Genomic DNA, 22574 nt, shown 5'->3' with positions numbered 1-22574 from the left:
GTCACTCGCTCCCCGTCGACGGACTGGTCGCCGTCGAAACCGGAAGGGCCGGCCCGTTGATCCCGGCCGCGGGCGCCGCAGTCTGCCAGCCGCCGCCCAGCGCCTTGTAGAGATTGACGACCGCCAGCAGCTGGTCGCGCTTGGTGCGGGCCAGGGCGTCTTCACTAGGGAACAGCTGCTGCTCGGCCTCCAGCACCTCGAAATAGCTGGCCCGTCCGCCGTCGTAGCGCAGCAGGGCCAGGTCCAGCGACTCGCGCAGGGACACGACCTGCCGTTCGAGGGCCGCCCGCTGGCGCGCCAGGGTCTGCTGGGCGATGAGCGCGTCGGAGGTCTCCTGGAAGGCGCCCAGCACGGTCTTGCGGTACTCGGCGACCGACTGGTCCCAGAAGGCGCGGCGCAGGTTGTACTGCGAGTCCAGCCGCCCGCTGTTGAAGATCGGCCCCGACGCCTGCAGGGCCAGGTTCCAGATCCCGAAGCTCTCGGTGTTCCCCTCGAAATGGACGATGTCGCCGCCCAACAGGGCCGACAGGCCCACCCGGGGGAAGTAGTTCGCCACCGCCACCCCGATCTGGGCGTTGGCCTGGATCATCTGCTGCTCGGCGCGCAGGATGTCGGGCCGGCGTTGCAGCACCTCGGAGGTCGTCCCCGGCGGCGCGGCGGGCGCCACCTGCTGGTCCAGCGGCCGGCCGCGCGCGATCGCCCGCGGCGGCACGCCGAGCAGGATGCTGAGCGCGTTCTCCTGCTGGGCGATGGCGCGCGTCAGGTCCTCGACGTCGGCCTGGCTGGCCTCGTAGCCCGAGGAGGCGCGCTCGACCGGCAGTTTGCTGTCCTTCCCGGCGTTGAAGCGCAGGGTGAACAGATCCAGCGTGCGGCCGTAGACCTTCTGGCTCTCCTTCGCGATCGCCAGCTCGCGATCCAGGGTCAGCAGCCGGAAGTAGCCGGCGGCCACCTCGCTGATCAGGGTCAGCACCACGCCGCGGCTGACGTACTGCTCGGCGTAGAGGTTGGCCTGGGCGGCTTCGGTCTCGCGCCGGATGCGGCCCCACAGGTCGATCTCCCAGGACGCCTGCAACAGGCCGCCCAGAGCGGTGAACCGCGCGGTGCCGATGCTGTTGGGCTCGGGCGTCAGGGTCTGCTGGGTCCCCGCGAAGGCCTGGTAGTCGAGCTGCGGCCCGCCCTGCGACTTGACCACGCCCATCAGGGCCTGGGCCTGCTGGACGCGGGCGGCGGCGATCTGCAGGTCGTAGTTGTTGGTCAGGGCCTCGCTGATCAGGGCCTGCAGCGCCGGGTCGTCGAACACCCGCCACCAGGCCTGGTCGGCGATGGAACCGGCCGTGGTCGGGCCGAACTCGTCGCGGAAGCGCTCCGGATAGGTCGCGTCGGGCCGCTTGTAATCGGGCCCCACCGTGCGGCAGCCGGCCGAGGCCAGGGCCGCCAGCAGCACCGCGGCGGACGCGGCCAGCCGCATCGTCGTGCGCAGGCGGAGCGAGGGTCGAGCCTTCATCGCCGTCCCTTTCACTGGACGGCCGCCAGCATCTTCCGGAACCGGGAGAGCGTGACGACCGTGTAGACGCAGCCGATCGCGAACATCTTCGCCAGCGACGGCCAGACCATCGCCGGCGTCGCGTCGCGGAAGAGCACCGCCTGCGAGAAGCTCACGAAGTGGGTGGAGGGCACGAACTGCATGATCTTCTGCAGCAGCACCGGCATGCTCTCGAGCGGCGTCTGGCCGCCCGACAGCAGGCTCATGACGATGAACACCGGGAAGGCCAGCAGGCCGAACTGGGGCATGGAGCGCACCAGCGTGGCCAGCATGATCCCCAGCGCCGTGACCGAGAACAGGTAGACGCACAGGCCCAGCAGAAACAGCAGGGTCGATCCGGCGATGGGCACGCCCAGCAGGCCGCGCACGACCAGGAACAGCGACGCCATCGCGGCGAAGACCACCACCAGGCCGTTGGCCCAGATCTTGGCGAACATCAGCTCGTAGGGGCGCAGCGGCATCACCAGCAGGTGCTCGATGTTGCCGTGCTCGCGCTCGCGCAGCACCGCCGCCCCGGTCAGGAAGATGGCCAGCACCGAGATGTTGTTGATCACCTGGTTCACCGCGACGAACCAGCCCTGCTCCATGTTCGGGTTGAAGCGCGCCCGGGTTTCGAGCGCGACCAGCGGCTTGTCCTGCGCCTTGCCGGCCCCGGACCAGAACGGCTCCACCGTCCTGGTGATGATCTGGCTGATGTAGCCCGGCCCGCGCCCGGCCTGGCTCATCGCCGTCGCGTCGGTGACGATCTGCACGGTGGGCTTGGCGTCCCTCTCCAGGTCGGCCTGGAAGTCCGGCGGGATGTCGACCACGAAGGTGTACGTGCCGGCGTCCATGTCGCGGTTGATGTCGCTGAACGGGATTTCCTTGGCCGGCCGGAACTGCGGCGGCAGCAGGGCTTCGCGGACCGCGCGGGAGGCTTCAGAGACGTCCTCGTCGACCACCGCCACCGAGGCGTTGACCACGTCCATCACCGCGCTCTTGGACGGCGTGTAGACCGAGAAGGTGAAGCTGTAGAGGATCAGGAACAGCAGCACCGGGTCGCGCGAGAGGCTGATCAGCTCCTTCACGCCCAGGTGGAATATGTGCTTGAGGTTCTGCATCCCTCACGCCTCCTGCTTCTTCAGCAGGGCCACCGAGATGGTGAAGTAGACCAGCGCGATCACCGCCAGGGCGACGACGTGCGGCCACAGCGCGTCCATGCCCAGGGCCTTGGTGAAGGTGCCGACGCTGATCGACTGGAAGTAGGTCGACGGGAAGATCTTGCCGGCGACGGCCGCCCCGCCGGTCAGCGACGACACCGGCACGAACATGCCGGAGAACTGCACGGCCGGCAGGATGGTGATGATGGCGGCGGCGAAGATCGCAGCCGTCTGGGTCGCGGCGAACACCGAGATCAGGAGGCCGAAGCCGGTCGAGGCCAGCACGAACAGCACCCCGCCCAGGATCAGGGTCAAGAGGCTGCCCTTGATCGGCACCTGGAACAGGAACACCGCCAGCAGGGTCAGGGCCGCGAACTGGATCAGGGCGACGGCGACGTAGGGCAGCTGTTTGCCGAGCAGGAACTCCGCCTTGGTGGCCGGCGCCGCGTAGAAGTTGGCGATGGAGCCCAGCTCCTTCTCGCGCACCACGCTGAGCGCGGTCAGCATGCTGGGGATCAGCATGAGCAAGAGCATCAGGTCGCCCGGCACCATGGCGTAGACGCTCAGGAAGGCCTGGTTGTAGAGCGCCCGGTTGTCGATGTTTACGGGCGTGGCGGCGCTCGGCAGCCCCATCTCGTCGCGCAGGCCTGTCAGGTAGCGGTCGTGCGTCGCCGTCACGTAGTCGCGCGCGGTCTCCGCCCGGAACGGGATGGCGGCGTCGAAATAGGCCCCGATGGTGGGCTGCCGCCCCCGCAACAGGTCGTTTTCGAACCCGGGCGGGATCTCGATGGCGAAGCGCAGTTCGCCGTCGCGCAGCCGCCGGTCCAGCTCCTCGTAACTCGTGATCGGCGCCCGCTCGTCGTAGTAGGCCGAACCTCGGAAGTTGTCGGCGTAGTCCCGGCTGGCCGTGGACTGGTCGTAGTCCAGCACCGCATAGGTCAGGTGGTTGACGTCCAGCGAGATGCCGTAGCCGAACACGATCATCAGCAGGATCGGCCCGAGCACGGCGAACAGCAGGCGCACCCGGTCGTGACGCAGTTCGATCATCTCGCGCCGGGCGAAGGCCCAGATGCGGCCCAGACTGAAGCGGCTGGGCGCCTCGTGGCCGGCGGCCTGGGCCTCGATCATCTCGGGCGGCGGCGGCGGGATCACCGGCTCGTCCGAGGTGGTGCCCGAGCGCGGCGCCTGGGTGGCGGCGGCCTCCTCGAGATAGCCGATGAAGGCGTCCTCCAGGTTCTTCGCCCCGCGCTCCTTGACCAGCTCCGCTGGCGGCCCCTGGGCCAGCACCTTGCCCGCGTGCATCATCGACATGCGGTCGCAGCGCTCGGCCTCGTTCATGAAGTGCGTGGACAGGAAGATGGTCACGCCTTTCTCGCGCGACAGCCGGATCAGGAGCTCCCAGAACCCGTCGCGGGCCACCGGGTCGACGCCGGAGGTCGGCTCGTCGAGGATCAGCACCTCCGGCTCGTGCAGCACGGCGACGGCCAGGGACAGGCGCTGGCGGATGCCCAGCGGCAGCGCTTCGGCCAGGGTGTCGGCTTCTTCGACGAGGCCGAAGTCCTTGATCAACTCGTCGACCCGCGCCTTGCCCTGATCCTCGGGCAGGTCGAACAGGCGGGCGTGCAGCATCAGGTTCTGGCGGACGGTCAGCTCGGTGTAGAGCGAGAAGGCCTGGGACATGAAGCCGACGCGGCGGCGCGCCTCGACGTCGCCGCCCTTCACCGGCTCGCCGAACAGCAGGGCCTCGCCCTCGGTGGGAGGCAGCAGGCCGGTCAGCATCTTCATGGTCGTGGTCTTGCCGCAGCCGTTGGAGCCGAGGAATCCAAAGATCTCGCCCCGCTCGATGCGGAAGTTCACGTGGTCGACGGCGGTGAAGTCGCCGAACCTCTGGGTCAGGCCGTGGGACTCGATGGCCGGCGGCCCCTCGGTCGGCTTGAACGGGGTGATCACCGGTTCGCGGTGGCCCGCGCGCGCCTCCTCCGGCAGCATCCGGATGAAGGCCTTCTCCAGGGTGTCGACCCCGTTCTTCTCGCGCATCTCCTGCGGCGTGCCGGTGTCGAGCACCTTGCCGGCGTTCATCGCCACCAGCCACTCGAACCGCTCGGCCTCGTCCATGTAGGCGGTGGCGACCACCACGCTCATCTCGGGGCGGCGCTCGCGAATGCGGTCGATCAGGTCCCAGAACTGGCGCCGCGCCAGCGGGTCGACCCCGGTGGTCGGCTCGTCGAGGATCAGCAGGTCGGGGTCGTGGATCAGCGAGCAGCACAGCCCCAGCTTCTGCTTCATGCCGCCCGACAGCTTGCCGGCCGGGCGGTTGCGGAACTGGGTCAGGTCGGTCGAGCGGAACAGGTCGTCGATCCGCCAGGCCCGCTCCTCGGCCGACTGGCCGAACAGCCGGCCGAAGAAGTCGGCGTTCTCGGTGATCGACAGGGTCGGATAGAGGTTCTTGCCCAGCCCCTGCGGCAGGTAGGCGATGCGCGAGGCGACGCTGTTGCGGAACTTGGCGTCGTCGATGTTCCCGCCGAGCACCGTGACGTCGCCCGTCTGAATGCGACGCACGCCGGCGAGGATGCCCAGCAGGGTCGACTTGCCGACCCCGTCCGGCCCGATCATGCCGATCATCTTGCGGGCCGGGATGTCCAGAGTGACGCCGTCCAGGGCGACGGCCTTGCCGTATCGGTGGGAGACGCCGTTGATGCGCGCGACCCACGGATCGTCGCCGGGCTCCGTCACTTTTCACCCGCCCCCGGGACGCCCGTCCCCTGAGCAGCCGTCCCTTGGGAGCCCGCCCCCTGGGCGCCGAAGAGGTTCTTGGGCGGATTGGGGTTGGGCTGCATCTTCGCGGGCCACTGGACGCTCGGGTCGTAGCGCACGTAGCCCATGCCCGGGATGCCGGCCTTGATCAGCGGCTCGTACCGGGCCAACCGCGCCCGGTCGATCTGCAGCTTCACGCGGAAGGTCAGGGCGTGCCGCTCCTCCTGCGTCTCCACCGTCTTGGGGGTGAACTGGGCCGAGGGCGAGACGAAGGACACCGTCGCCGGGATCGGATACTGCGGCGCGGCGTCGAGCACGATGCGCGCTTCGGTGCCGACCGCGACCTTGCCGGTCACCTGCTCGGGCAGGAAGACGTACATGTAGACGTCGCTCAGATCGAGCATCGACAGCACGCGTCCGCCCTGCCCCAGCACCTCGCCGGGCTCGGCCAGGCGGCTCTGGATCCGCCCACGGAGGGGGGCGATCAGCACGGCGTCCTTGATCTCGGCCCGAAGCCGGTCGGCGGTCGCCTTGGCCGCATCGATCGAGGCCCCTGCCTGCGTCGCCTGCGTCTTCGCCCCGACAAGCTCGGCCTTGCTGGCCAGCATGTGGGCGTTGTCGATCTCGGCTTCCTGCTCGCTGACCGCGCCGCGCGGGACCAGTCCCCGCGAGCGGTCGTACTGCTTCTGGGCGTAGCTGTAGTCGGCGCTCTTCACGTCGATGTTGGCCAGGGCGACGTTGCGGCCCTCCTGGGCCTCGACGATCTGGGCCTCGGCTTCCCGCAGCTGCGCCTCCAGCGCCTCGGTGTCCATGCGCGCGACCACCTGGCCGGGCTCGACCGTGTCGCCCTCGTTGACCAGCACCTCCTTGATCCGTCCGGGATACTTGGTGGCGATGAAGACCTGGGTGGCCTCGAGCCTGCCGTTGCCGCCGGCGATCCCGTCCGGCAGGCCGGGCTTGCGCAGGACCAGCCAGGCGACGACCGCGCCGACGACGGCGACAATGGCCACGAGGATCAGGATGGTCTTCTTCGACATGTCGACGCCTTCCGAACGCCGGCCGTCGAGACCTCCCGCGACGCCTCACCCAAGTCGTGGTGAAGCCAGGCGTCGCGCAAGCTCCCGACGCATTCTTCAAACCGAAGAACCGGGCTGGAAAGAACTTACGTTTCTACCTGCACGTTCCTGAATTCGCCCTCAGCGAAAACACCTAAGAGCGTCACGTTTTCTGAAACCAAAGCCACGCCGGAGCGTTTCCATAATGTTCGTAAGCGTTTGTTGCGGAGTAGGACGGTGCGGGTCGACGTCGTCAGGGCCCCCGTGGGGTGGCGGATCAACGTGAACGGTCGCCCGGTCACTCTCTGCGACGACAAGGCCAAGGCGGTCGAGAAGGCCGCCCGGATCGCCACCGTGCTGCGCGCCTGCGACATGAGCGTGGACTACACGGTCCGGGACTGAGGCGTTCGCGCCACCCCGGCCCGCAGGTCGGGTGAAACCCGCAAGAACGGCCTTTGCGCATTTCGCCCGAAAGATGCGCGCCGGCCCTACGGCTCCAGCTCGATGTCCCAGTACAGGTAGTCCAGCCAGCTTTCGTGCAGGTAGTGCGGCGGGAAGCGCCGGCCCAGGTCCTGCAGTTCGAACATGCTGGGCCGGTGCGGCCGCGAGGCGGGGTGCATGTCGGCCTCGCGCGGCGTGCGCCCGCCCTTGCGCAGGTTGCAGGGCGCGCATGCGGCGACGATGTTCTCCCAGGTCGTGCGCCCGCCCCGCGAGCGCGGCATGACGTGGTCGAAGGTCAGCTCCGCGCCCGAGCCGCAGTACTGGCAGGCGAAGGAGTCGCGCAGGAACAGGTTGAAGCGGGTGAAGGCCGGCGACCGGTCCTGGTCGACATAGGCCTTGAGCGAGACCACGCTCGGCAACAGGAACTCGGTCGAGGGCGAGCGGACCACCTTGTCGTAGGTGGAGACGACGTCGACGCGATCCTGGAAGACCGCCTTCACCACCTCCTGCCACGGCCACAGCGACAGGGGGTAATAGGACAGCGGCCGATAATCGGCGTTCAGGACGAGGGCCGGCCAGCCCGACGGAGGGTTCCTCAGAACCTGCATCGGTGGGCCCTCCACGGCGATGGACGCCGCCTGGGTGAGTTCAATGCGACCGGACTGAAGACACGCCTCCTTCCTCGCTAGAACGCCCGGGTAGACTTCAAAGTCACCCGACAGTTCCCCGTATACGCGATTCTGGACGACGGTCCTATGACAGCGGCGACACGACTTGCCCGCTCGAGCCTTCCCGCTTCGGATGGAATCATCCGAAGCGGGCAAGAAGGCTCGAAACTCTTAGTTGGAGCGCGATGGCCGCCGAAACCGGCGTCCACTTTCGGCTATCGCGCTCTAGAGAGTTCGCCGCGTTTGACGCCGCCGTACCAGCGCCACAGCAGGTGCGCGGCCACCGAACGGTGCGGACGCCAGAGCTCGGCTCGAGCCGCGGCCTCCCGCTCGGACGGGCGCCTTTCGGCCCGGTCGGCCCAGCGCATGGCCTCCTGCAGGGCGATGTCGCCGCCCGGGAAGATGTCGGCGCGCCCCTCGCAGAACATCAGGTAGATCTCGGCCGTCCAGCGACCGATCCCCTTCACCGCCGTCAGCCGCGCGATCGCCTCGGCGTCTGGCAGATCACGCAGGCCGGCGAAGTCGAGCGCGCCCGTCGCGCAGGCCTCGGCGATGGCGTGGGCGTAGCGGGCCTTCGGCAGGGACAGGCCCAGCGCGCGCAGGTCCTCGATCTCGCGGGCCAGCACCGGCGCCGGCGCGATCTCGCCCAGCCCCGCCTCCACCCGCCGCCAGATCGCCGCGGCCGAGGCGGTGGAGACCTGCTGCTCGACCAGCATGCGCATCAGGCCCGCGAAACCGCCCTCGCGCGTGCGCCACTCGAAGGCCGGCGTGACCGCGTGCGCGTGCGCCAGGGCCGGGTCCAGCGCGACCAGGGCGGCGCGGGCGGCGAAAAGGTCCTCGGCGGAGGGGGCGACGATCATGAAACCGGGTGTAATCAGAGGCCATGAGCTTCGTCACCCGTTTCGCGCCCTCCCCCACCGGGTTTCTGCACAAGGGCCACGCCTTTTCCGCCCTGTCGGCGCAGGCGGCCGCGCGCGCGGAAGGCGGGCGGTTTCTGCTGCGGGTCGAGGACATCGACCTGACCCGCTGCCGGCCGGAGTACGAGCAGGGGCTCTACGAGGACCTGGCCTGGCTGGGACTGGAGTGGGAGGAGCCAGTGCGGCGGCAGTCGGCCCACTTCGACGCGTATCGCGGGGCGCTGGACCGCCTGATCGCGCGCGGCCTGGTCTATCGCTGCTTCAAGACCCGCCGCGAGATCCTGGACGAGATCGCCCGCGCGCCGCACGGCCCCGGCGAAGGCCCCGAGGGCGCGATCTATCGCGGTCAGCCGCTGTCGCCTGCTGACGAGACCGCCCTGCTGGCCGAAGGGCGTGCTTACGCCTGGCGGCTGTCGCTGGACCGCGCGCGCGAGGCGATCGGCGGCTGGGACGCCCTGACCTTCGTCGAAACGGGCGAAGGGCCGCTGGGCGAGACCGGGGTGATCCAGGCCCGGCCGGAGACCGCCGGCGACGTGGTGCTGGCCCGCAAGGACGTCGGGGTCGCCTACCACCTGGCCGCCGTGTTCGACGACGCCCTGCAGGAGGTCAGCCATGTGGTGCGCGGCCAGGACCTGTTCGAAGCCACCCACATCCAGCGCCTGCTGCAGGCCCTGCTGGACCTGCCCACGCCGCGCTATCGGCACCACCGATTGCTGACCGACGCGCAAGGGCGGCGCTTCGCCAAGCGCGACCGGGCCGAGACCCTGCAGGAGCTGCGCGCCCGCGGCGTCTCGCCGCGCGAGCTCAAGGCCGAACTCGGCTTCGACTAGTGGATCGGCTCGCCGATCCACAAATTCATAAGCTTGTGGTCCGACCCACCCCAACAGCCGGGAACCACCTGTTGGGGCCGGACCACGGGCTTTCGCCGCGCTGCGTTTCGGCTCACAAGGGCCGCCATGGTAAAGTCTGAACGCGGCGCCGCCGTCCTCGCCCTCGTCCTCGGCGCCGCCGCCATCGGTTTCGCCCCGATCCTGGTCCGCCTGACGGAAACCGGCCCCGCGGCCGCGGGCTTCTGGCGGCTGTTCCTGGCCGTGCCGCTGCTGGCGATCATGACCTTCTCGAAGCGCGAACCGGAGGGCGGCGGCACGCCATGGAAGCTGTGCCTCCTGGCCGGGGTGCTGTTCGCCGGCGACCTCGCCTGCTGGCACTACGGTGTGACCCTGACCTCGGTGACCAACGCCACGGTCCTGACCAACCTGATGCCGGTCGTGGTCACCGTCGCGGCCTGGCTGATGTTCAAGGAAAAGCCGGCGCGGCTGTTCGTGGTCGCGCTCGGCCTGGCGCTTATCGGCGCCTGGATGATGGCCGCCGCCAAGGGCGCCGGCGGACAGGGGACCAACCCGGCGCTCGGCAACCTGCTCTCGATCATCACCGCCGCCTGGTACGGGGCCTACTTCCTGGTGGTGCGCGCCGCGCGGATGAGCGCCTCGGCCTCGCGGGTGATGTTCTGGTCGACCCTGGCCGGCACGCCGGTGCTGCTGATCGTCAGCCTGGCGATGGGCGAGCAGGTGACCCCGCTGGGTCTCGCCGGCTGGGCCGCGTGTGTGGGGCTGGCCGTGGTGCACGTCACCGGCCAGGGCGCCATCGCCTGGGCGCTGGGCCGGCTGCCGGCCGCGACGGCCTCGGTGGTGGTGTTCGTCCAGCCCGTGGTGGCGGCCATCCTGGGCTGGATCATCTTCGCCGAACGGATCGTGCCGATGCAGGCGCTGGGCGGCCTGTTGGCCCTGTCGGGCGTGGTGCTGGCCCAATGGTCGAGCGCGCGCTCCAGTGCCCGGGCGGCGGCTCAAACGAAAACGGGCGCGGAAGCCTGAAGCTTCCGCGCCCGCGGATTTCGTTCTGATCCGGAAATCAGAGCGGCTGCAGGTTCACCGCAGCGGTCTTGCCGCGCTCGTTCTGCAGCTCATAGGCCAGACGCTGGCCTTCATCGAGACCCTGCAGGCCCGCGCGCTGGACCGCCGTGACGTGCACGAACACGTCAGCGCCGCCGTCTTCCGGCTGAATGAAGCCGTAACCCTTGGTGGCGTTGAACCACTTCACCGTGCCGTTAGCCATCGAAGCTCTCCTAAACGAGCCGTTTCCAGGAGGGTCAGGCGAGCCCGACCCAGTCTCAATCCGTTCCGGAAGCAGTCAGTTCAGGAGACGAGCTTTCGCCCGTGCACCAACGTCGTGGGCAGCCTAGATCTCGGATCGCTCTAAATCTCTGCCCGCCGACCGGCCTTCGGTCAACAGAATTAGAGGTTTATGGCCCGGCAACCACGCTGGACCTCAGGCCCGGGCGAAGCGGTCGATCAATTTCAGAAGCAATGCCTGCGTCGCCTTTTCACCCTTCGCGCGGTCGTTGGACACCGTCACGAAGGCGAGGCCGCGCGCCGGCGCGACCATGGCCACCGCCATCCAGCGATTGTTCGAACCGCTGTGGGTCAGCACCGGCCCGTTCGCCCACTGGCGACGCTCCAGCGTCCCCCAGCCCAGCGCATAGGCGTTGGGCTGGCCGCCCCAGGGCGTGGTCAGGGTCGCCACCGACGACGGCTGCAGCAGCTCGCCCCCGTCGGTCAGGAACACCCGCAGGAACCTGGCGTAGTCCTGCAGCGACATGTGCACCGTGCCGGCCGGGCCCATGGCGGCGGGGTTGTCGGCGCCCAGCTGCATGGGATCGACCGCCACGCCGTTCAGGTGGCCCCACGGCTGGTCGCCGTCGGGGGCGCCGAAACCGGCCCCTTCGATGCCCAGCGGCGAGAACAGCTCGGCGCGGATCGCGCTCTCCCAGTCGAGGCCGGAGGCGCGTTCGATCGCCGCCCCGGCCAGCACGTAGTCGGCGTTGGCGTATTCGTAGGTTCCCGACGCGAGCCCCGGCTTGGCGCCCAGCGCCTTGGCCACGAAGGCGCGGCGCTGGTCCGGCAGCGGGCGCGGATCGGTCTGGGCGGCGATCAGCCAGGCGCTGTCGATCAGGCCCTTGTCGCTGAGGCCCGCGCGATGGGCCATGAACTGCTGGATGGTCGTCCCGCTCCAGGCCGGATCGGTCTTCAGCTTGGGAAACAGCTCGCCCGTCCCCGCGCCCCACCTGGCCCGGCCCTGCTCCACCAGCCGCGCGTAGAGCGCCGCGGTCATGGCCTTGGTGTTGGAGCCGAGGTGCCACTGGTCCTCGACCGTGACCTTGTCGGTGCCGCCGGCCCGGCGCACGCCGCCTGCGCCCAGCCACGCGAAGCCGTCGCGGGTCACCACCGCCCCGGCCAGGGCCGGCGCGCCGGTCTCGGCCAGGATCGGCGCGATCAGCTCGTCCGCAGAGGCGTCCGCCTCCTGCGCACGCGCCACGGCGGGCAGAAAGCCGGCGCCGAGCGCTGCGGCGACAAAGGCGCGACGGTCCATGCGAAGCCCTCTGGTCATTGCTAGCGCCGAGCTTAAGCTCGACGGGGGGCGTTCACCAGCAAAGTCGGGGTTAAATCACGGTCATGAAGGTCGTTCGCAACGTCGCGCTCATTGCGGGCGCGAGCCTGCTGACGCTGGCCGCCGTCGTGGCCGTGCGCACCATGACCTGGAAGCCTGAGGCCGGCGCCGAAAAGCCCGCCGCCCTGGCCGCCGCCACCCCGGTCGACGCCGCCCGCGCCGCCGCGCACCTGGGCGAAGCCATCCGCTTCCAGACCGTCTCCAACCAGGACGTCGCCGCCAACCGCTGGGAAGAGTGGGACAGGCTGCACGCCTGGATGCAGGCGACCTATCCCGCCGCCCACGCGGCCATGACCCGCGAGGTCGTCGACGGCCGCACCCTGATCTACGCCTGGCCGGGCTCGGATCCGAAGCTGCCGCCGATCGTGCTGATGGCCCACCAGGACGTGGTGCCGGTCACGCCCGGGACCGAGAAGGACTGGGTGCGCCCGCCGTTTTCCGGCGAGATCGCCGAGGGCTACGTCTGGGGCCGCGGCGCCTTCGACGACAAGGGTTCGCTGGTCGCGCTGATGGAGGCCGCCGACGCCCTGGCCGGGCGCGGCTTCAAGCCCCGGCGCACGGTCTACTTCGTGTTCGGCCATAACGAAGAGACGCTGGGCACCGGGGCCGCCACCGCCGCCAAATGGTTCGCCGACCGCAAGATCCGCCCCGAGTTCGTGCTCGACGAGGGCGGCGTGGCCGTGACCTCGAACGCCCTGACCGGCGAGCCGGTGGCGGTCATGTCCACGGCCGAGAAGGGCTACGCCACCTTGCGGGTGACGGCGAGCGCCGAAGGCGGCCACTCGTCCGCGCCGCCGAAGGAGACCGCGGTCGTCACTCTGGCCCGCGCGGTCGACAGGATCGCGGGGGATCCCTTCCCGCTCAAGTTCGAAGGCCCGGGCGCGCAGACGGTGCGCGGCATGGCCGACGGCGGCGGCTGGCCGATGCGCATGCTGGTGGCCAACGACTGGCTGTTCGGGCCGCTGCTGGCCCGGAAGATGGGCGAAACGCCGGAGCTGGCGGCCATGCTGCACACCACCGTCGCGCCGACCATGCTGGAGGGCGCGCCGAAGGAGAACGTGCTGCCTCAGCGCGCCAGCGCCCTGATCAACTACCGCCTGCACCCGCGCGACAAGGCCGAGGACGTCATGGTCCGCGCGCGCCGGGCGGTGCGCGGCCTGCCGGTCGAGCTGAGCTGGGAAGGCACGCCGGTCGAGGCCTCGCCAGTGTCGTCCTCCTCGGACGCGACCTGGTCGACCCTGGCGGCCCTGGCCACCGAAGCCACCGGCGCGCCGACCGTGCCCGGCATCGTCATCGGCGCCACCGACTCCCGCTGGTTCGGGCCGGTGGCCGAGCGGGTCTATCGCTTCGCGCCCTTCCTCGTGCCGTTCGAGGAGCTCTCCCGCTTCCACGGCACTAACGAACGCGTGTCGGTCGAGAACCTGGATCGGGCCGCGGAGTTCTACACCCGTGTCATCGCCACGACGGCTGGCTGACGCTTGCCGCCAGGAAACGAATAGGGTGTCCTCCATTTGCGCCGTGCCTGGGGGACGGCGCGCGGAGTAGCCCATGGCCGACCCGGCGATTCAGCGTCTGTATCTCAAGTCCGTCCTGTCCCTGCCGCCGCCGGTGTTGCGCGCCCTGTCGGGCGGCGGGGTGATCTGGCGTGGCGGCCGCACGCTGGATCCCCGTTTCCAGTTCCTGTGGAAGGCCTGGCGCAAGCCGCGCGGCATCGCCTCGGTGACCCCGGAAGAGGCGCGCACGACCTGGGCCGAGATGGTCGAGACCGCCGCCCCGCGCGCGCCGAGCATGGTGCGGGTCGACACGGTGATGATCGACGGCCCGGCCTCCACCCTGACGGCGCGGCTCTACCGCCCTTCGACGCTGGATCCGGCCGCACCGGTGCTGGTGTTCTTCCATGACGGCGCCGGCGTGGTCGGCGACCTGGAAACCAGCCACGCCCTTTGCGCCCGGCTGGCCGAGTACGGCCAGTGCCTGGTGCTGGCCCCCGCCTACCGCCTGGCCCCGGAGCACCGCTTCCCTGCCGGGTTCGACGACGCCTTCGCGGCCTACGCCTGGGCGCTGGAGAACGCCGAGCGTCTGGGCGGCCCGCCGGGCGTCGCCGCGGTCGGCGGCCAGTCGATCGGCGCCGGCTTCGCCGCCGGCATCTGCGCGGCGCTGAAGGCCGAGCGGCAGCCCCAGCCGGTGCTGCAACTGCTGATCTGCCCGCTGGTCGACATCGCCGACGAGAGCCAGTCGATGCAGACCTACGCCGACGCCTGGCCGCTGTCGGCGCAGGCGCTGAAGTGGGTGCTGGGCTGGTATCTTAGCGCCGACGCCGACCCGAACGACCCGCGCCTGTCGCCCCTGCGCGCCGACGTCGCCGGCTTCGCCCCGGCCCTGATCGTCACGGCCGGTTTCGACCCGCTGGCCGACCAGGGCGAGTCCTACGCCCGCAAGCTGAAGTCCAAGGGCGTGCCGGTGATCTACCGCTGCTACGACGGCCTGCCCCACGCCTTCCCGGAGTTCGCCGGCCTGGTGCCGTGCGCCGAGGTGGCCTGCACCGAGATCGCCGGCTTCCTGCGCGAAGGCCTCGAAGGCCGCCTCGTGCGCGCCGCCGCCCTGCCCGACCACCAGGACTCCATGAGCCTGGTGATCTGAGCGGGCGTAAGCGTCAGGCCGCGCCGACCGCCTCGGGCAGGGTGGTGAAGCCGTCCGCGCGCAGGCGCAGGGTCAGGTCACGCTTGATCGCCTGCACCAGCCCCGGGCCTTCGTAGACCAGGGCCGAATACAACTGCACGGCGGAGGCGCCGGCGCGCAGCTTGGCGTAGGCGTCGGCGCCCGAAGCGATGCCGCCGGCGCCGATCAGGACCAGCCGGCCGCCGTGCGCCTGGTGGAACAGGCGCAGGATCCGGGTCGAGGCCTCGAACAGCGGCGCGCCGGACAGGCCGCCGGCCTCGCCCTTCTGGGCCGAGCGCAGGGTCTCGGGCCGGGCGATCGTGGTGTTGGAGACGATGATCCCGTCCAGGCCGTGCGCGACGCAGGCCTCGACGATGTCGCCGACCTCCGCGTCGACCAGGTCCGGCGCGACCTTCAGGAACAGCGGATAGTCCGTCCCGTCCGCCGCCAGGGCGGTGCGCGCCTCGGCCAGGCGGCCCAACAGCTCGTCCAGGGCGGCGCGGGTCTGCAGCGAGCGCAGGCCCGGCGTGTTCGGCGAGGAGATGTTGGCGGTGAAGTAGTCCGACAGGCCCCACAGCCGGGTCAGGCCCGTGACGTAGTCGCCGATGCGGTCCTCGGAGTCCTTGTTGGCGCCGATGTTGGCCCCGACCACGCCGCGCACGCGCTCGCGCCGCGCCAGACGACGGGCGAACGGCTCCAGGCCCTCGTTGTTGAAGCCCATGCGGTTGATCACCGCCCGGTCCTCGGTCAGGCGGAACAGGCGCGGCCTGGGATTGCCGGCCTGGGCCAGCGGCGTGACCGTGCCGCACTCCACGAAGCCGAAGCCCGCGGCCAGCATGGCGTCCGAAACCTCGGCGTTCTTGTCGAAGCCGGCCGCCAGACCGACGCAGTTGGGCAGGCGCAGCCCCGCGACCTCGACCGCCAGGACCGGATCGTCCGGCCCGTCCTGGCGGGGACCGAGGCCCATTTTCAGGCCGGCGACCGCCAGCTTGTGGGCTTCCTCAGGGTCGAAGCGGCGCAGCAGGCCGGTGGCCAGTCCGTGCAGGTCGGCGCTCATTCCTCGCCTCCCCCGCCGTGGTCCTTGGCCAGGTAGAGGCCGTCGTAGGCGGTCCGTCCGGCGGCGTCGACCGTGAACACCGCCGCCGTGGCGGTCGGGAATTTCGAGCGCAGCTTCTCGATCGTCGACGGCGCGGCGGCGCCTTCGACCAGCAGTTCGACCGCCAGGGAATGGATGCCGGGGTTGTGGCCAACCAGGACCACCGTCCCGGCCTGGTCCTCGACCTCCTCGATGGCGGCGCGCAGGGCCTGCGTGCCGGCGTTGTAGAGGCGACCCTCCAGGCGCAGGGCCACGCCGTCGAAGGCCCGCGCGGCTTCGGTCCAGGTCTGGCGGGTGCGCTGGGCGTCGGACACCAGGGCGAGGTCGGGCTTCACGCCGGCGTCGGCCAGCACCTGGCCCATCAGGCGGGCGTCCTCACGCCCCCTCTCGGTGAGCGAACGGTCGTGGTCGTCGCCGCTGGGCGCCGCGCGCTCAGCCTTGGCGTGTCGAAAGAGAATAAGGCGGTCCATGCGGCCGGAAACTAGAGCCTTCCCGCCGCGAATGGAAACCTTCGAAGCAGGTCGCGCCCTAGGCCTGATGCGGCCCGCGATCCAGGCGCTTGCGGCGGGTCATGCCGGCCGGCACGGGGGTGGGCGCAGGCGCCAGCACGCCGGGGATCGGCGCGACCAGGCGGGCGCGGGCGCGCTTGGGCTTCACCGCGAAGGTCCGCTTCACCACCTCCAGCAGGATCACCCCGGCCACACCCGGCCAGACCTTGGAGCCGACCTGTTCGAAGCCCTCGGCCCAGCCGGTGAACAGGCGGAACGGCGGCACGTACAGCGCCTGGTTCCAGGCCACCGGCTCCAGGTCGGCCTCGCGCACCAGCTCTTCCAGCTGACGGCGGGTGAAGGGACGGCCGGCTCCGAAGGGGGTGCGTTCGGCCCGCGACCACAGCCCGCCGCGCGCGGCGGCGGCCACGATCATCCGCCCCGAGGGGGCCATCACCCGGCCCACCTCGCCCAGCAGGGCAGCGGGCTCGTCGGTCTCCTCCAGGCCGTGGACGATCAGCACGCGGTCGAACAGGGCGTTGGCGAACGGCAGCGCGGCTTCGTCCACCAGGGCGGCGCGATTGCGGCCTTGTGCGGGCCAGCTCTCGACGCCCTGCGCGGCGGGCATGGCGGCGACGGTGCGACGGGCGGCGGGGAAGCGGTCGAGGAAGGGCGTGGCGTAGCCCAGGCCCAGCACGTCCAGGCCGGAAGCCGGGCCCCAGGCCTCGGCGAGCTTGCGCCCGATCGCGTCGCGCACGACCCCGCCCAGGGGCTGGGCGTAGAATTCGCGCAGGTCCAGCACGTCGCGACGCATGACTTATCCCTCGCGCTCACTTGCACATATAAGGCAGGCCGGGCTCCGGCCGAAGGAGGGTTTGCGTCCATGCCGCTCGAGATCCGGCAATTTCCCTGCCTGCAGGACAATTACGGCTTCCTGATCCGCGACCGCGCCAGCGGAAAGGTCGCGTGCGTCGACACGCCCGACGCGGACGCCATCCTGCGCGAGCTGGACGCCAGCGGCTGGGGCCGGCTGGAGCTGATCCTCAACACCCACTGGCACCCCGACCACGCCGGCGGCAACGCGCGGCTGAAGGAAGCCACCGGCTGCGAGATCGTCGGCCCTGAAGAGGTGACCCGCATCGCTCCGCTGGATCGCCGGGTCGGCGACGGCGACACCGTCATGCTGGGCGAGACCCGGCTGGAGGTGCTGGCGACGCCCGGTCATACGCTCGGTCACATCGTCTATTTCAGCCCCGCGGATTCGGTCGCCTTCGTCGGCGACACCGTCTTCGCCATGGGCTGCGGGCGGCTGTTCGAGGGAACGGCGGAGCAGATGTGGGACAGCCTGGGCCGGCTGGCCGGCCTGGCCGACGACGTTCGCCTCTATTGCGCGCACGAATACACCGCCGCCAACGCCCGCTTCGCCCTGGCCGTCGACGACGCGCCGGCGGTGCGCGAACGCGCGGAAGCGGTGTTCGCCGCGCGCGAACGCGGCGAGCCGACCGTGCCGACCACGGTGGGCCAGGAGAAGGCGACCAACCCGTTCCTGCGGGCGCGCGACGCGCACGACTTCGCCGAGCGGCGGGCCGCGAAGGATACGTTCAAGGGGTGAGGTGAAAGGCCGGCCTCAGAGCCTTCCCGTTTCGAATGAATTCGAAACGGATCAGAAGGCTCTGAATTCATAGGTTTAGAGCGCGATCACCGCCGAAACCGGCGGCCACTTTCGGCTATCGCGCTCTAGCCGGCCGAGGCGACCGCGTGGACGATCCGCAGGGACGACGGGCGCCCCGCCACGCCGTCCTTGGGCGCGACCACGATTCGCAGCAGGCCGTCGTCGAGGCGCACGTCGGGACGGCGGCCGACGGTGATGCGCACGCCCTTGATCTCGTCGACCAGGCGCCGCCCGCTGTTGGAGGCGGCCAGGCGGGTGATGGCCTCGGCCGCCAGGTTGGCCGCGTCGGCGACCACGAACTCGGCCCCGGCGGGGACGTCGGAGGCGCGGAACGGCACCAGTCGCTTGGCCGCCTTGCTGGCCCGCCCGCTGGCGCGCGCCAGGTGCTGGACCAGGGCCTGGGGCGTCATGGCCGGCACCACGAAGGCCGGCGCCTCGCCGGCCACGGCCACCGCCACGCCGGTCGGCGCGTCGCGGGTGAACAGGGTCAGGCCGCCCAGCCGCGTGGCGCGCAGCACCGGCTGACCGATGTCGTTCTTGAAGATGGTGTCGCCGCGCGGAGCCGGCGCGGCCTGCAGGGCCCAGATCTCGCCGGACCGGTCGAACTTCAGCAGGGCGCGCCGCTGGCTGCGGTCGAGAATGAAGGTCGCCCCGGTCTCCGCCGTGTAGCGGGCCACCTCCGGATCATGCCGGTGCTCGCGTCCGTCCTCCGACTTCGACCCGAACAGCGCTTCGCGCAGGGTGTCGGGCCCCGCCGCGCACGGCGTAGCCATGCACGCGCATGCGGCGGCGAGGAGCAAGGCCGACACCGCCGGCTGGACCCGAACGCGAAGAGACATGTCTCGGCAGATGTACTGCGACCGGGGCGGATTTTGGGCGAGCGGTTTCAGCTCAGCCGACCATGTACTGGCCGCCGTTGAGCGACAACGTCGCACCCGTGACGTAGCCGGCCCGTTCTCCAGCGAGGAACGAGACCATGTCGGCGATCTCGTCGCCGCGGCCGAGGCGCCCGACCGGGATCTGGCCGACGATCTGATCGAGCACGTTCTGTGGCACGGAAGCCACCATTTCGGTGTCGATATAGCCCGGCGCGATGCAGTTGACCGTGATGCCCTTCTTGGCGTTCTCGAGCGCCAGGGCCTTGGTGAAGCCGATCATGCCGGCCTTGGCGGCCGAATAGTTGGTCTGGCCGACCTGACCCTTCTGGCCGTTGATCGAGGAGATGTTGACGATGCGGCCGTAGCCGCGCTCGCGCATGCCCTCGATCACCTGGCGCGTCATATTGAACACGCTGTCCATATTGACGCGGATGACCTCGTACCACTGCTGCGGGGTCATCTTGTGGAAGAAGCCGTCGCGCGTGATGCCGGCGTTGTTGACCAGCACGTCGACCGGGCCGAGCTCGGCCTCGACCGACGCGACGGCGCGGGCGCAGTCGTCGAACTGGCCCACATTGCCCTTCACCACCATCACGCCCAGATCGCGAGCGCAGGCCTGGGCCGCCTCCTCGTTACCGGAGTAGCCCGCGGCCACCTTGAAGCCGTCCGCCTTCAGTCGTTCACAAATAGCCCGACCGATCCCGCGCGTACCGCCGGTGACCATCGCCACGCGTTGCATGCCGTCCCCTTCAGATTCCGTCCCGTCGCCGAACTCTTACGGTTTCGGTCTTTGGCGACCTTCACGCGACCGGCTGCATCTTTAGTGGCGTGGACGGAGGCGTCAAACCCGCTCGACACACATGGCGACGCCCATGCCCCCGCCGACGCAGAGGGTGGCCAAACCCTTCGCCGCGCCGGAACGTTGCATTTCAAACAGTAGCGTCGTCAGGATGCGCGCGCCGGAGGCGCCGATGGGGTGGCCGATGGCGATCGCGCCGCCGTTCACATTCACCTTGGCGGGGTCGAGACCCAGCTCGCGAACCACGCAAAGCGACTGGGCCGCGAAGGCCTCGTTCGATTCGATCAGGTCGAGGTCGCCCAGCGACCAGCCGGCCTTTTCCAGCGCCTTGCGCGAGGCCGGGATCGGGCCGGTGCCCATGATCTCAGGCGCCACGCCGGCGTTGGCCCACGAGGCGATGCGGGCCAGCGGCTTGATGCCGCGGCGGGCGGCTTCGTCGGCGGTCATCAGCACCAGGGCGGCGGCCCCGTCGTTCAGGCCCGAGGCGTTGGCCGCGGTGACCGAGCCCTCCTTGTTGAAGGCCGGCTTCAGGCTCTGCATGGCCTCGAAGGTCGCGCCCTCGCGGATGTACTCGTCCTGCTCGACCACGACGTCGCCCTTGCGGCCTTTCACCGTCACGGGCGCGATCTCGTCCTTGAACTTGCCGGCCGCGCGGGCGGCTTCGGCCTTGTTCTGGGAGGCGACGGCGAAGCGGTCCTGGTCCTCGCGGGTGATCTGCCAGCGGGCGGCGATGTTCTCGGCCGTCTGGCCCATGTGGTAGCCGTGGAAGGCGTCCCACAGGCCGTCGCGGATCATGGTGTCGACCAGTTGCAGGTCGCCCATCTTCTGGCCGCCGCGCAGCTGCTGGGCGTGGGGCGCCTGGCTCATCGATTCCTGGCCGCCGGCGACCACCACCTTGGCGTCGCCCGCCGCGATCTGCTGCAGGCCCAGCGCCACGGAGCGCAGGCCCGAGCCGCACAGCTGGTTGAGGCTCCAGGCCGGGCTCTCCACCGGGATCCCGGCCGCGATCGCCGCCTGGCGGGCCGGCCCCTGGCCGGCGCCGGCCTGCAGCACCTGGCCCAGGATCACCTCGTCGACCTCCTTGGCGTCGACCCCGGCGCGCTGCAGCGCAGCGCGAATGGCGACGGCGCCCAGCGCGCTGCCCGACAGGCTCGACAGCGACCCCAGGAACGAGCCCACCGGCGTGCGGGCGGCGGAAGCGATGACGACGTCGACCATGGGAACGTTCCTCGATTTATTCGCGGCGTCGCGAACCGGACGCCTTCGCAGGTGCGAAAAATGCCGCAACGCGAAGCGTTCGTCACTCAACTTTCGACGACACCCACGGGTCCACTGTGGCCCCGATCCCGCACCAACTCCGGAATTGTTCCCTGTACGTCGTAATGCGTCGTCGCGCGGGAACAGGCCTCCTGCTGACGCTTTATTTCCCCCATGGCGCTCAGGATTTCCGTTCCGAACTTCGCCCGCCTGCTGGCCGCCGACGCCAGCGAGCTGGTCGAGCATTACGCAAATCGGGCTGAAAAGCTGGCCGACGGCTGGGTACACGGAATCGGGCTCGCGGCCGCAGCAGTCGGCGGGCTGGTTCTGTTCGGGCTGTCGCTGGTGCGCGGCGACATCGGCCTGGTGATCGCCACCGCCGTCTACGCCGTCTGTCTCATCGCCATGCTGGCCTTCTCGGCGCTCTACAACCTGACCCGGCCGTCGCCGGCGCGCCGGCTTCTGCGCCGGCTGGATGAGGCGGCCATCTTCCTGATGATCGCCGGCTCCTACACGCCCTTCACCATGGTGCGGTTCGACGGCGGCTGGGAGGCCGGCATGGTCGCGGCCGTCTGGGCGGTGGCGCTGGGCGGCGTGACCGCCAAGCTGCTGGCCCCGGGCGTGCCGGACAAGGTCTGGTGCGCGCTCTACCTGGGCTTCGGCTGGCTGGCCGGCGCGGCGCTCTATCCGACCCTGGCTCACGTGCCGGTGCGGGCCTTGATGCTCCTGGCCGGCGGCGGCGCGCTCTACACCCTGGGCGTGCTGTTCTTCCTCAGCCCCGCCCTGCCCTTCCGTCGCGCGATCTGGCACGGCTTCGTGGTGACGGCGGCGGCGCTGCATTTCGCGGCGGTGGCCACCGGCGTCGTGCTGGCGTAGCCTCGATCCTTCGGGGATAATGCCGCAACGCAGCGCAACGGGGGATCGCAGCTTGTCCGACACCAAGGCCGCCGACGCCCGTCCATCGGGCGAACGCGTCGTCATCAAGAAGTACGCGAACCGCCGGCTCTACAACACGGCTTCCAGTTCCTACGTGACCCTGGATCATCTGGCCGAAATGGTGCGCGAGGGCGTCGACTTCGTGGTCTACGACGCCAAGACCAACGAGGACATCACCCGCTCGGTGCTGACCCAGATCATCTTCGAGGAAGAGAGCCGCGACGGTCAGAGCCTGCTGCCGATCGAATTCCTGCGCCAGCTGATCCGCTTCTACGGCGACAGCATGCAGTCGCTGGTCCCGACCTATCTGGAAATGTCGCTGGACGCCTTCACGCGCCAGCAGGAGCAGTTCCGGGGCCAGTTCTCCAAGGCGTTCGGCGCCGCGCCCGGCATGCAGTTCTTCGACGACCAGGTGCGCCAGAACCTGGCCATGTTCGACCGGGCGATGAAGATGTTCACGCCCTTCGCCTATCCGGACAAGAAGGCCGAGCCGGAGGCCAAGCCCGCCCCCGCGCCGGAGCGCCGGACCGAAGACCTCGACGAGATGAAGCGCCAGCTCGACGAGATGCGCCGCCAGATCGAGAAGCTCGCCTCCGGCCGATGACCGACCCGATCGATCCGATCCGGCGCGCGCGGCGCGCCCGCGCCGCCCGCCACGTCGCAGATCGGGACGTCGAGCCGGTCGAGCGGGCGACCGAGACCGGCGGCCTGCCGGTGCCGGCCGGACCGGTGCGGGTGCACGCGCCCGAACCGGCGCCCGGCGGCGGCG

Annotated in this window: 22 protein-coding genes; 8 read left to right on the top strand and 14 right to left on the bottom strand. The window is 70.2% G+C overall.

Translation table 11 applies throughout. The features are described 5' to 3' along the window. Position 1 precedes the first annotated feature (1 nt). Genes G3573_RS05320 through G3573_RS05305 form a run of 4 tightly spaced genes read right to left on the bottom strand, consistent with a single transcriptional unit; the run spans position 2 to position 6473 of the window. Positions 2-1504 (bottom strand): efflux transporter outer membrane subunit, encoded by a 1503-nt coding sequence (locus tag G3573_RS05320; RefSeq protein WP_163259841.1) that lies wholly within the window; start codon positions 1502-1504, stop codon positions 2-4. 11 nt (positions 1505-1515) lie between these two features. Beyond that, positions 1516-2643, bottom strand: coding sequence for an ABC transporter permease (locus tag G3573_RS05315; RefSeq protein WP_163259840.1), 1128 nt, complete (start codon positions 2641-2643; stop codon positions 1516-1518). Between the two features lie 3 nt (positions 2644-2646). Next, positions 2647-5415 (bottom strand): ribosome-associated ATPase/putative transporter RbbA, encoded by a 2769-nt coding sequence (gene rbbA, locus G3573_RS05310; protein ID WP_163259838.1) that lies wholly within the window; start codon positions 5413-5415, stop codon positions 2647-2649. After that, positions 5412-6473 carry an efflux RND transporter periplasmic adaptor subunit gene (locus G3573_RS05305; RefSeq protein ID WP_163259836.1) on the bottom strand — a complete coding sequence of 354 codons (1062 nt, stop codon included), beginning with the start codon at positions 6471-6473 and terminating at the stop codon, positions 5412-5414. The genes rbbA and G3573_RS05305 overlap by 4 nt, the downstream gene beginning before the upstream one ends. A gap of 255 nt (positions 6474-6728) precedes the next feature. Between G3573_RS05305 and G3573_RS05300 the strand changes: the two genes are divergently transcribed. Beyond that, positions 6729-6893 (top strand): hypothetical protein, encoded by a 165-nt coding sequence (locus G3573_RS05300; RefSeq protein ID WP_163259834.1) that lies wholly within the window; start codon positions 6729-6731, stop codon positions 6891-6893. Positions 6894-6979: 86 nt separating this feature from the next. Here the strand turns inward: G3573_RS05300 and G3573_RS05295 are convergent, their stop codons facing one another. Next, positions 6980-7540: an HNH endonuclease gene (locus G3573_RS05295; protein ID WP_163259832.1), complete on the bottom strand. Its 561-nt coding sequence runs from the start codon at positions 7538-7540 to the stop codon at positions 6980-6982. 275 nt (positions 7541-7815) lie between these two features. Further along, positions 7816-8460, bottom strand: coding sequence for a DNA-3-methyladenine glycosylase 2 family protein (locus tag G3573_RS05290; RefSeq protein ID WP_163259830.1), 645 nt, complete (start codon positions 8458-8460; stop codon positions 7816-7818). A 23-nt stretch (positions 8461-8483) separates the two neighbouring features. Here G3573_RS05290 and gluQRS point away from each other — a divergent pair, with 23 nt between their 5' ends. Both gluQRS and G3573_RS05280 read left to right on the top strand, forming a co-directional pair. After that, positions 8484-9347 carry a tRNA glutamyl-Q(34) synthetase GluQRS gene (gene gluQRS / locus G3573_RS05285; RefSeq protein WP_163259828.1) on the top strand — a complete coding sequence of 288 codons (864 nt, stop codon included), beginning with the start codon at positions 8484-8486 and terminating at the stop codon, positions 9345-9347. 126 nt (positions 9348-9473) lie between these two features. Continuing rightward, positions 9474-10388 (top strand): DMT family transporter, encoded by a 915-nt coding sequence (locus G3573_RS05280; RefSeq protein ID WP_163259826.1) that lies wholly within the window; start codon positions 9474-9476, stop codon positions 10386-10388. A 37-nt stretch (positions 10389-10425) separates the two neighbouring features. Here the strand turns inward: G3573_RS05280 and G3573_RS05275 are convergent, their stop codons facing one another. Together G3573_RS05275 and G3573_RS05270 are read right to left on the bottom strand one after the other, a co-directional pair. Further along, complete coding sequence (locus G3573_RS05275; RefSeq protein ID WP_163259825.1) at positions 10426-10629, bottom strand: cold-shock protein; 204 nt, start codon at positions 10627-10629, stop codon at positions 10426-10428. A 213-nt stretch (positions 10630-10842) separates the two neighbouring features. After that, complete coding sequence (locus tag G3573_RS05270) at positions 10843-11943, bottom strand: serine hydrolase domain-containing protein (RefSeq protein ID WP_240454527.1); 1101 nt, start codon at positions 11941-11943, stop codon at positions 10843-10845. A gap of 83 nt (positions 11944-12026) precedes the next feature. Between G3573_RS05270 and G3573_RS05265 the strand changes: the two genes are divergently transcribed. After that, on the top strand, positions 12027-13496 hold the full coding sequence (locus G3573_RS05265) for a M20 family peptidase (RefSeq protein ID WP_163259821.1): 1470 nt from the start codon (positions 12027-12029) through the stop codon (positions 13494-13496). 73 nt (positions 13497-13569) lie between these two features. Further along, positions 13570-14661 carry an alpha/beta hydrolase gene (locus G3573_RS05260; protein ID WP_163259819.1) on the top strand — a complete coding sequence of 364 codons (1092 nt, stop codon included), beginning with the start codon at positions 13570-13572 and terminating at the stop codon, positions 14659-14661. Positions 14662-14674: 13 nt separating this feature from the next. Here the strand turns inward: G3573_RS05260 and G3573_RS05255 are convergent, their stop codons facing one another. Genes G3573_RS05255 through G3573_RS05245 form a run of 3 tightly spaced genes read right to left on the bottom strand, consistent with a single transcriptional unit; the run spans position 14675 to position 17077 of the window. Continuing rightward, positions 14675-15736 (bottom strand): quinone-dependent dihydroorotate dehydrogenase, encoded by a 1062-nt coding sequence (locus G3573_RS05255; RefSeq protein ID WP_163259817.1) that lies wholly within the window; start codon positions 15734-15736, stop codon positions 14675-14677. Continuing rightward, positions 15733-16245 carry a histidine phosphatase family protein gene (locus G3573_RS05250; RefSeq protein WP_163259815.1) on the bottom strand — a complete coding sequence of 171 codons (513 nt, stop codon included), beginning with the start codon at positions 16243-16245 and terminating at the stop codon, positions 15733-15735. The genes G3573_RS05255 and G3573_RS05250 overlap by 4 nt, the downstream gene beginning before the upstream one ends. Positions 16246-16303: 58 nt before the next feature. Beyond that, on the bottom strand, positions 16304-17077 hold the full coding sequence (locus G3573_RS05245; protein WP_163259813.1) for a methyltransferase domain-containing protein: 774 nt from the start codon (positions 17075-17077) through the stop codon (positions 16304-16306). Between the two features lie 69 nt (positions 17078-17146). On the opposite strand from G3573_RS05245, the gene gloB reads away from it, so the two are divergent. Continuing rightward, entirely contained in the window at positions 17147-17875 is a 729-nt protein-coding gene (gene gloB, locus G3573_RS05240) for a hydroxyacylglutathione hydrolase (protein WP_163259811.1), read from the top strand. A 125-nt stretch (positions 17876-18000) separates the two neighbouring features. Here gloB and G3573_RS05235 read toward each other — a convergent pair whose 3' ends face one another. The 3 genes from G3573_RS05235 to G3573_RS05225 all read right to left on the bottom strand — a co-directional run bounded on the left by G3573_RS05235 (position 18001) and on the right by G3573_RS05225 (position 20830). Beyond that, a complete protein-coding gene (locus G3573_RS05235) occupies positions 18001-18708 on the bottom strand; it encodes a DUF4908 domain-containing protein (RefSeq protein ID WP_240454526.1) in 708 nt (235 codons plus the stop codon). Between the two features lie 118 nt (positions 18709-18826). Further along, positions 18827-19552 (bottom strand): beta-ketoacyl-ACP reductase, encoded by a 726-nt coding sequence (locus tag G3573_RS05230; protein WP_163259807.1) that lies wholly within the window; start codon positions 19550-19552, stop codon positions 18827-18829. 102 nt (positions 19553-19654) lie between these two features. Then, positions 19655-20830 (bottom strand): acetyl-CoA C-acetyltransferase, encoded by a 1176-nt coding sequence (locus G3573_RS05225; protein ID WP_163259805.1) that lies wholly within the window; start codon positions 20828-20830, stop codon positions 19655-19657. A gap of 213 nt (positions 20831-21043) precedes the next feature. Between G3573_RS05225 and G3573_RS05220 the strand changes: the two genes are divergently transcribed. Then, on the top strand, positions 21044-21745 hold the full coding sequence (locus G3573_RS05220) for a hemolysin III family protein (RefSeq protein ID WP_163259803.1): 702 nt from the start codon (positions 21044-21046) through the stop codon (positions 21743-21745). 52 nt (positions 21746-21797) lie between these two features. Further along, complete coding sequence (gene phaR / locus G3573_RS05215) at positions 21798-22409, top strand: polyhydroxyalkanoate synthesis repressor PhaR (protein WP_240454525.1); 612 nt, start codon at positions 21798-21800, stop codon at positions 22407-22409. Positions 22410-22574 lie beyond the last annotated feature (165 nt).

Origin of the sequence: Caulobacter sp. 17J65-9 (assembly GCF_010975005.1) — a bacterium.
Classification (GTDB): Bacteria; Pseudomonadota; Alphaproteobacteria; order Caulobacterales; family Caulobacteraceae; genus 17J80-11.
The sequence above is the reverse complement of the archived record's forward strand: the minus strand, read 5'-3'. Positions and strand labels throughout refer to the sequence as shown.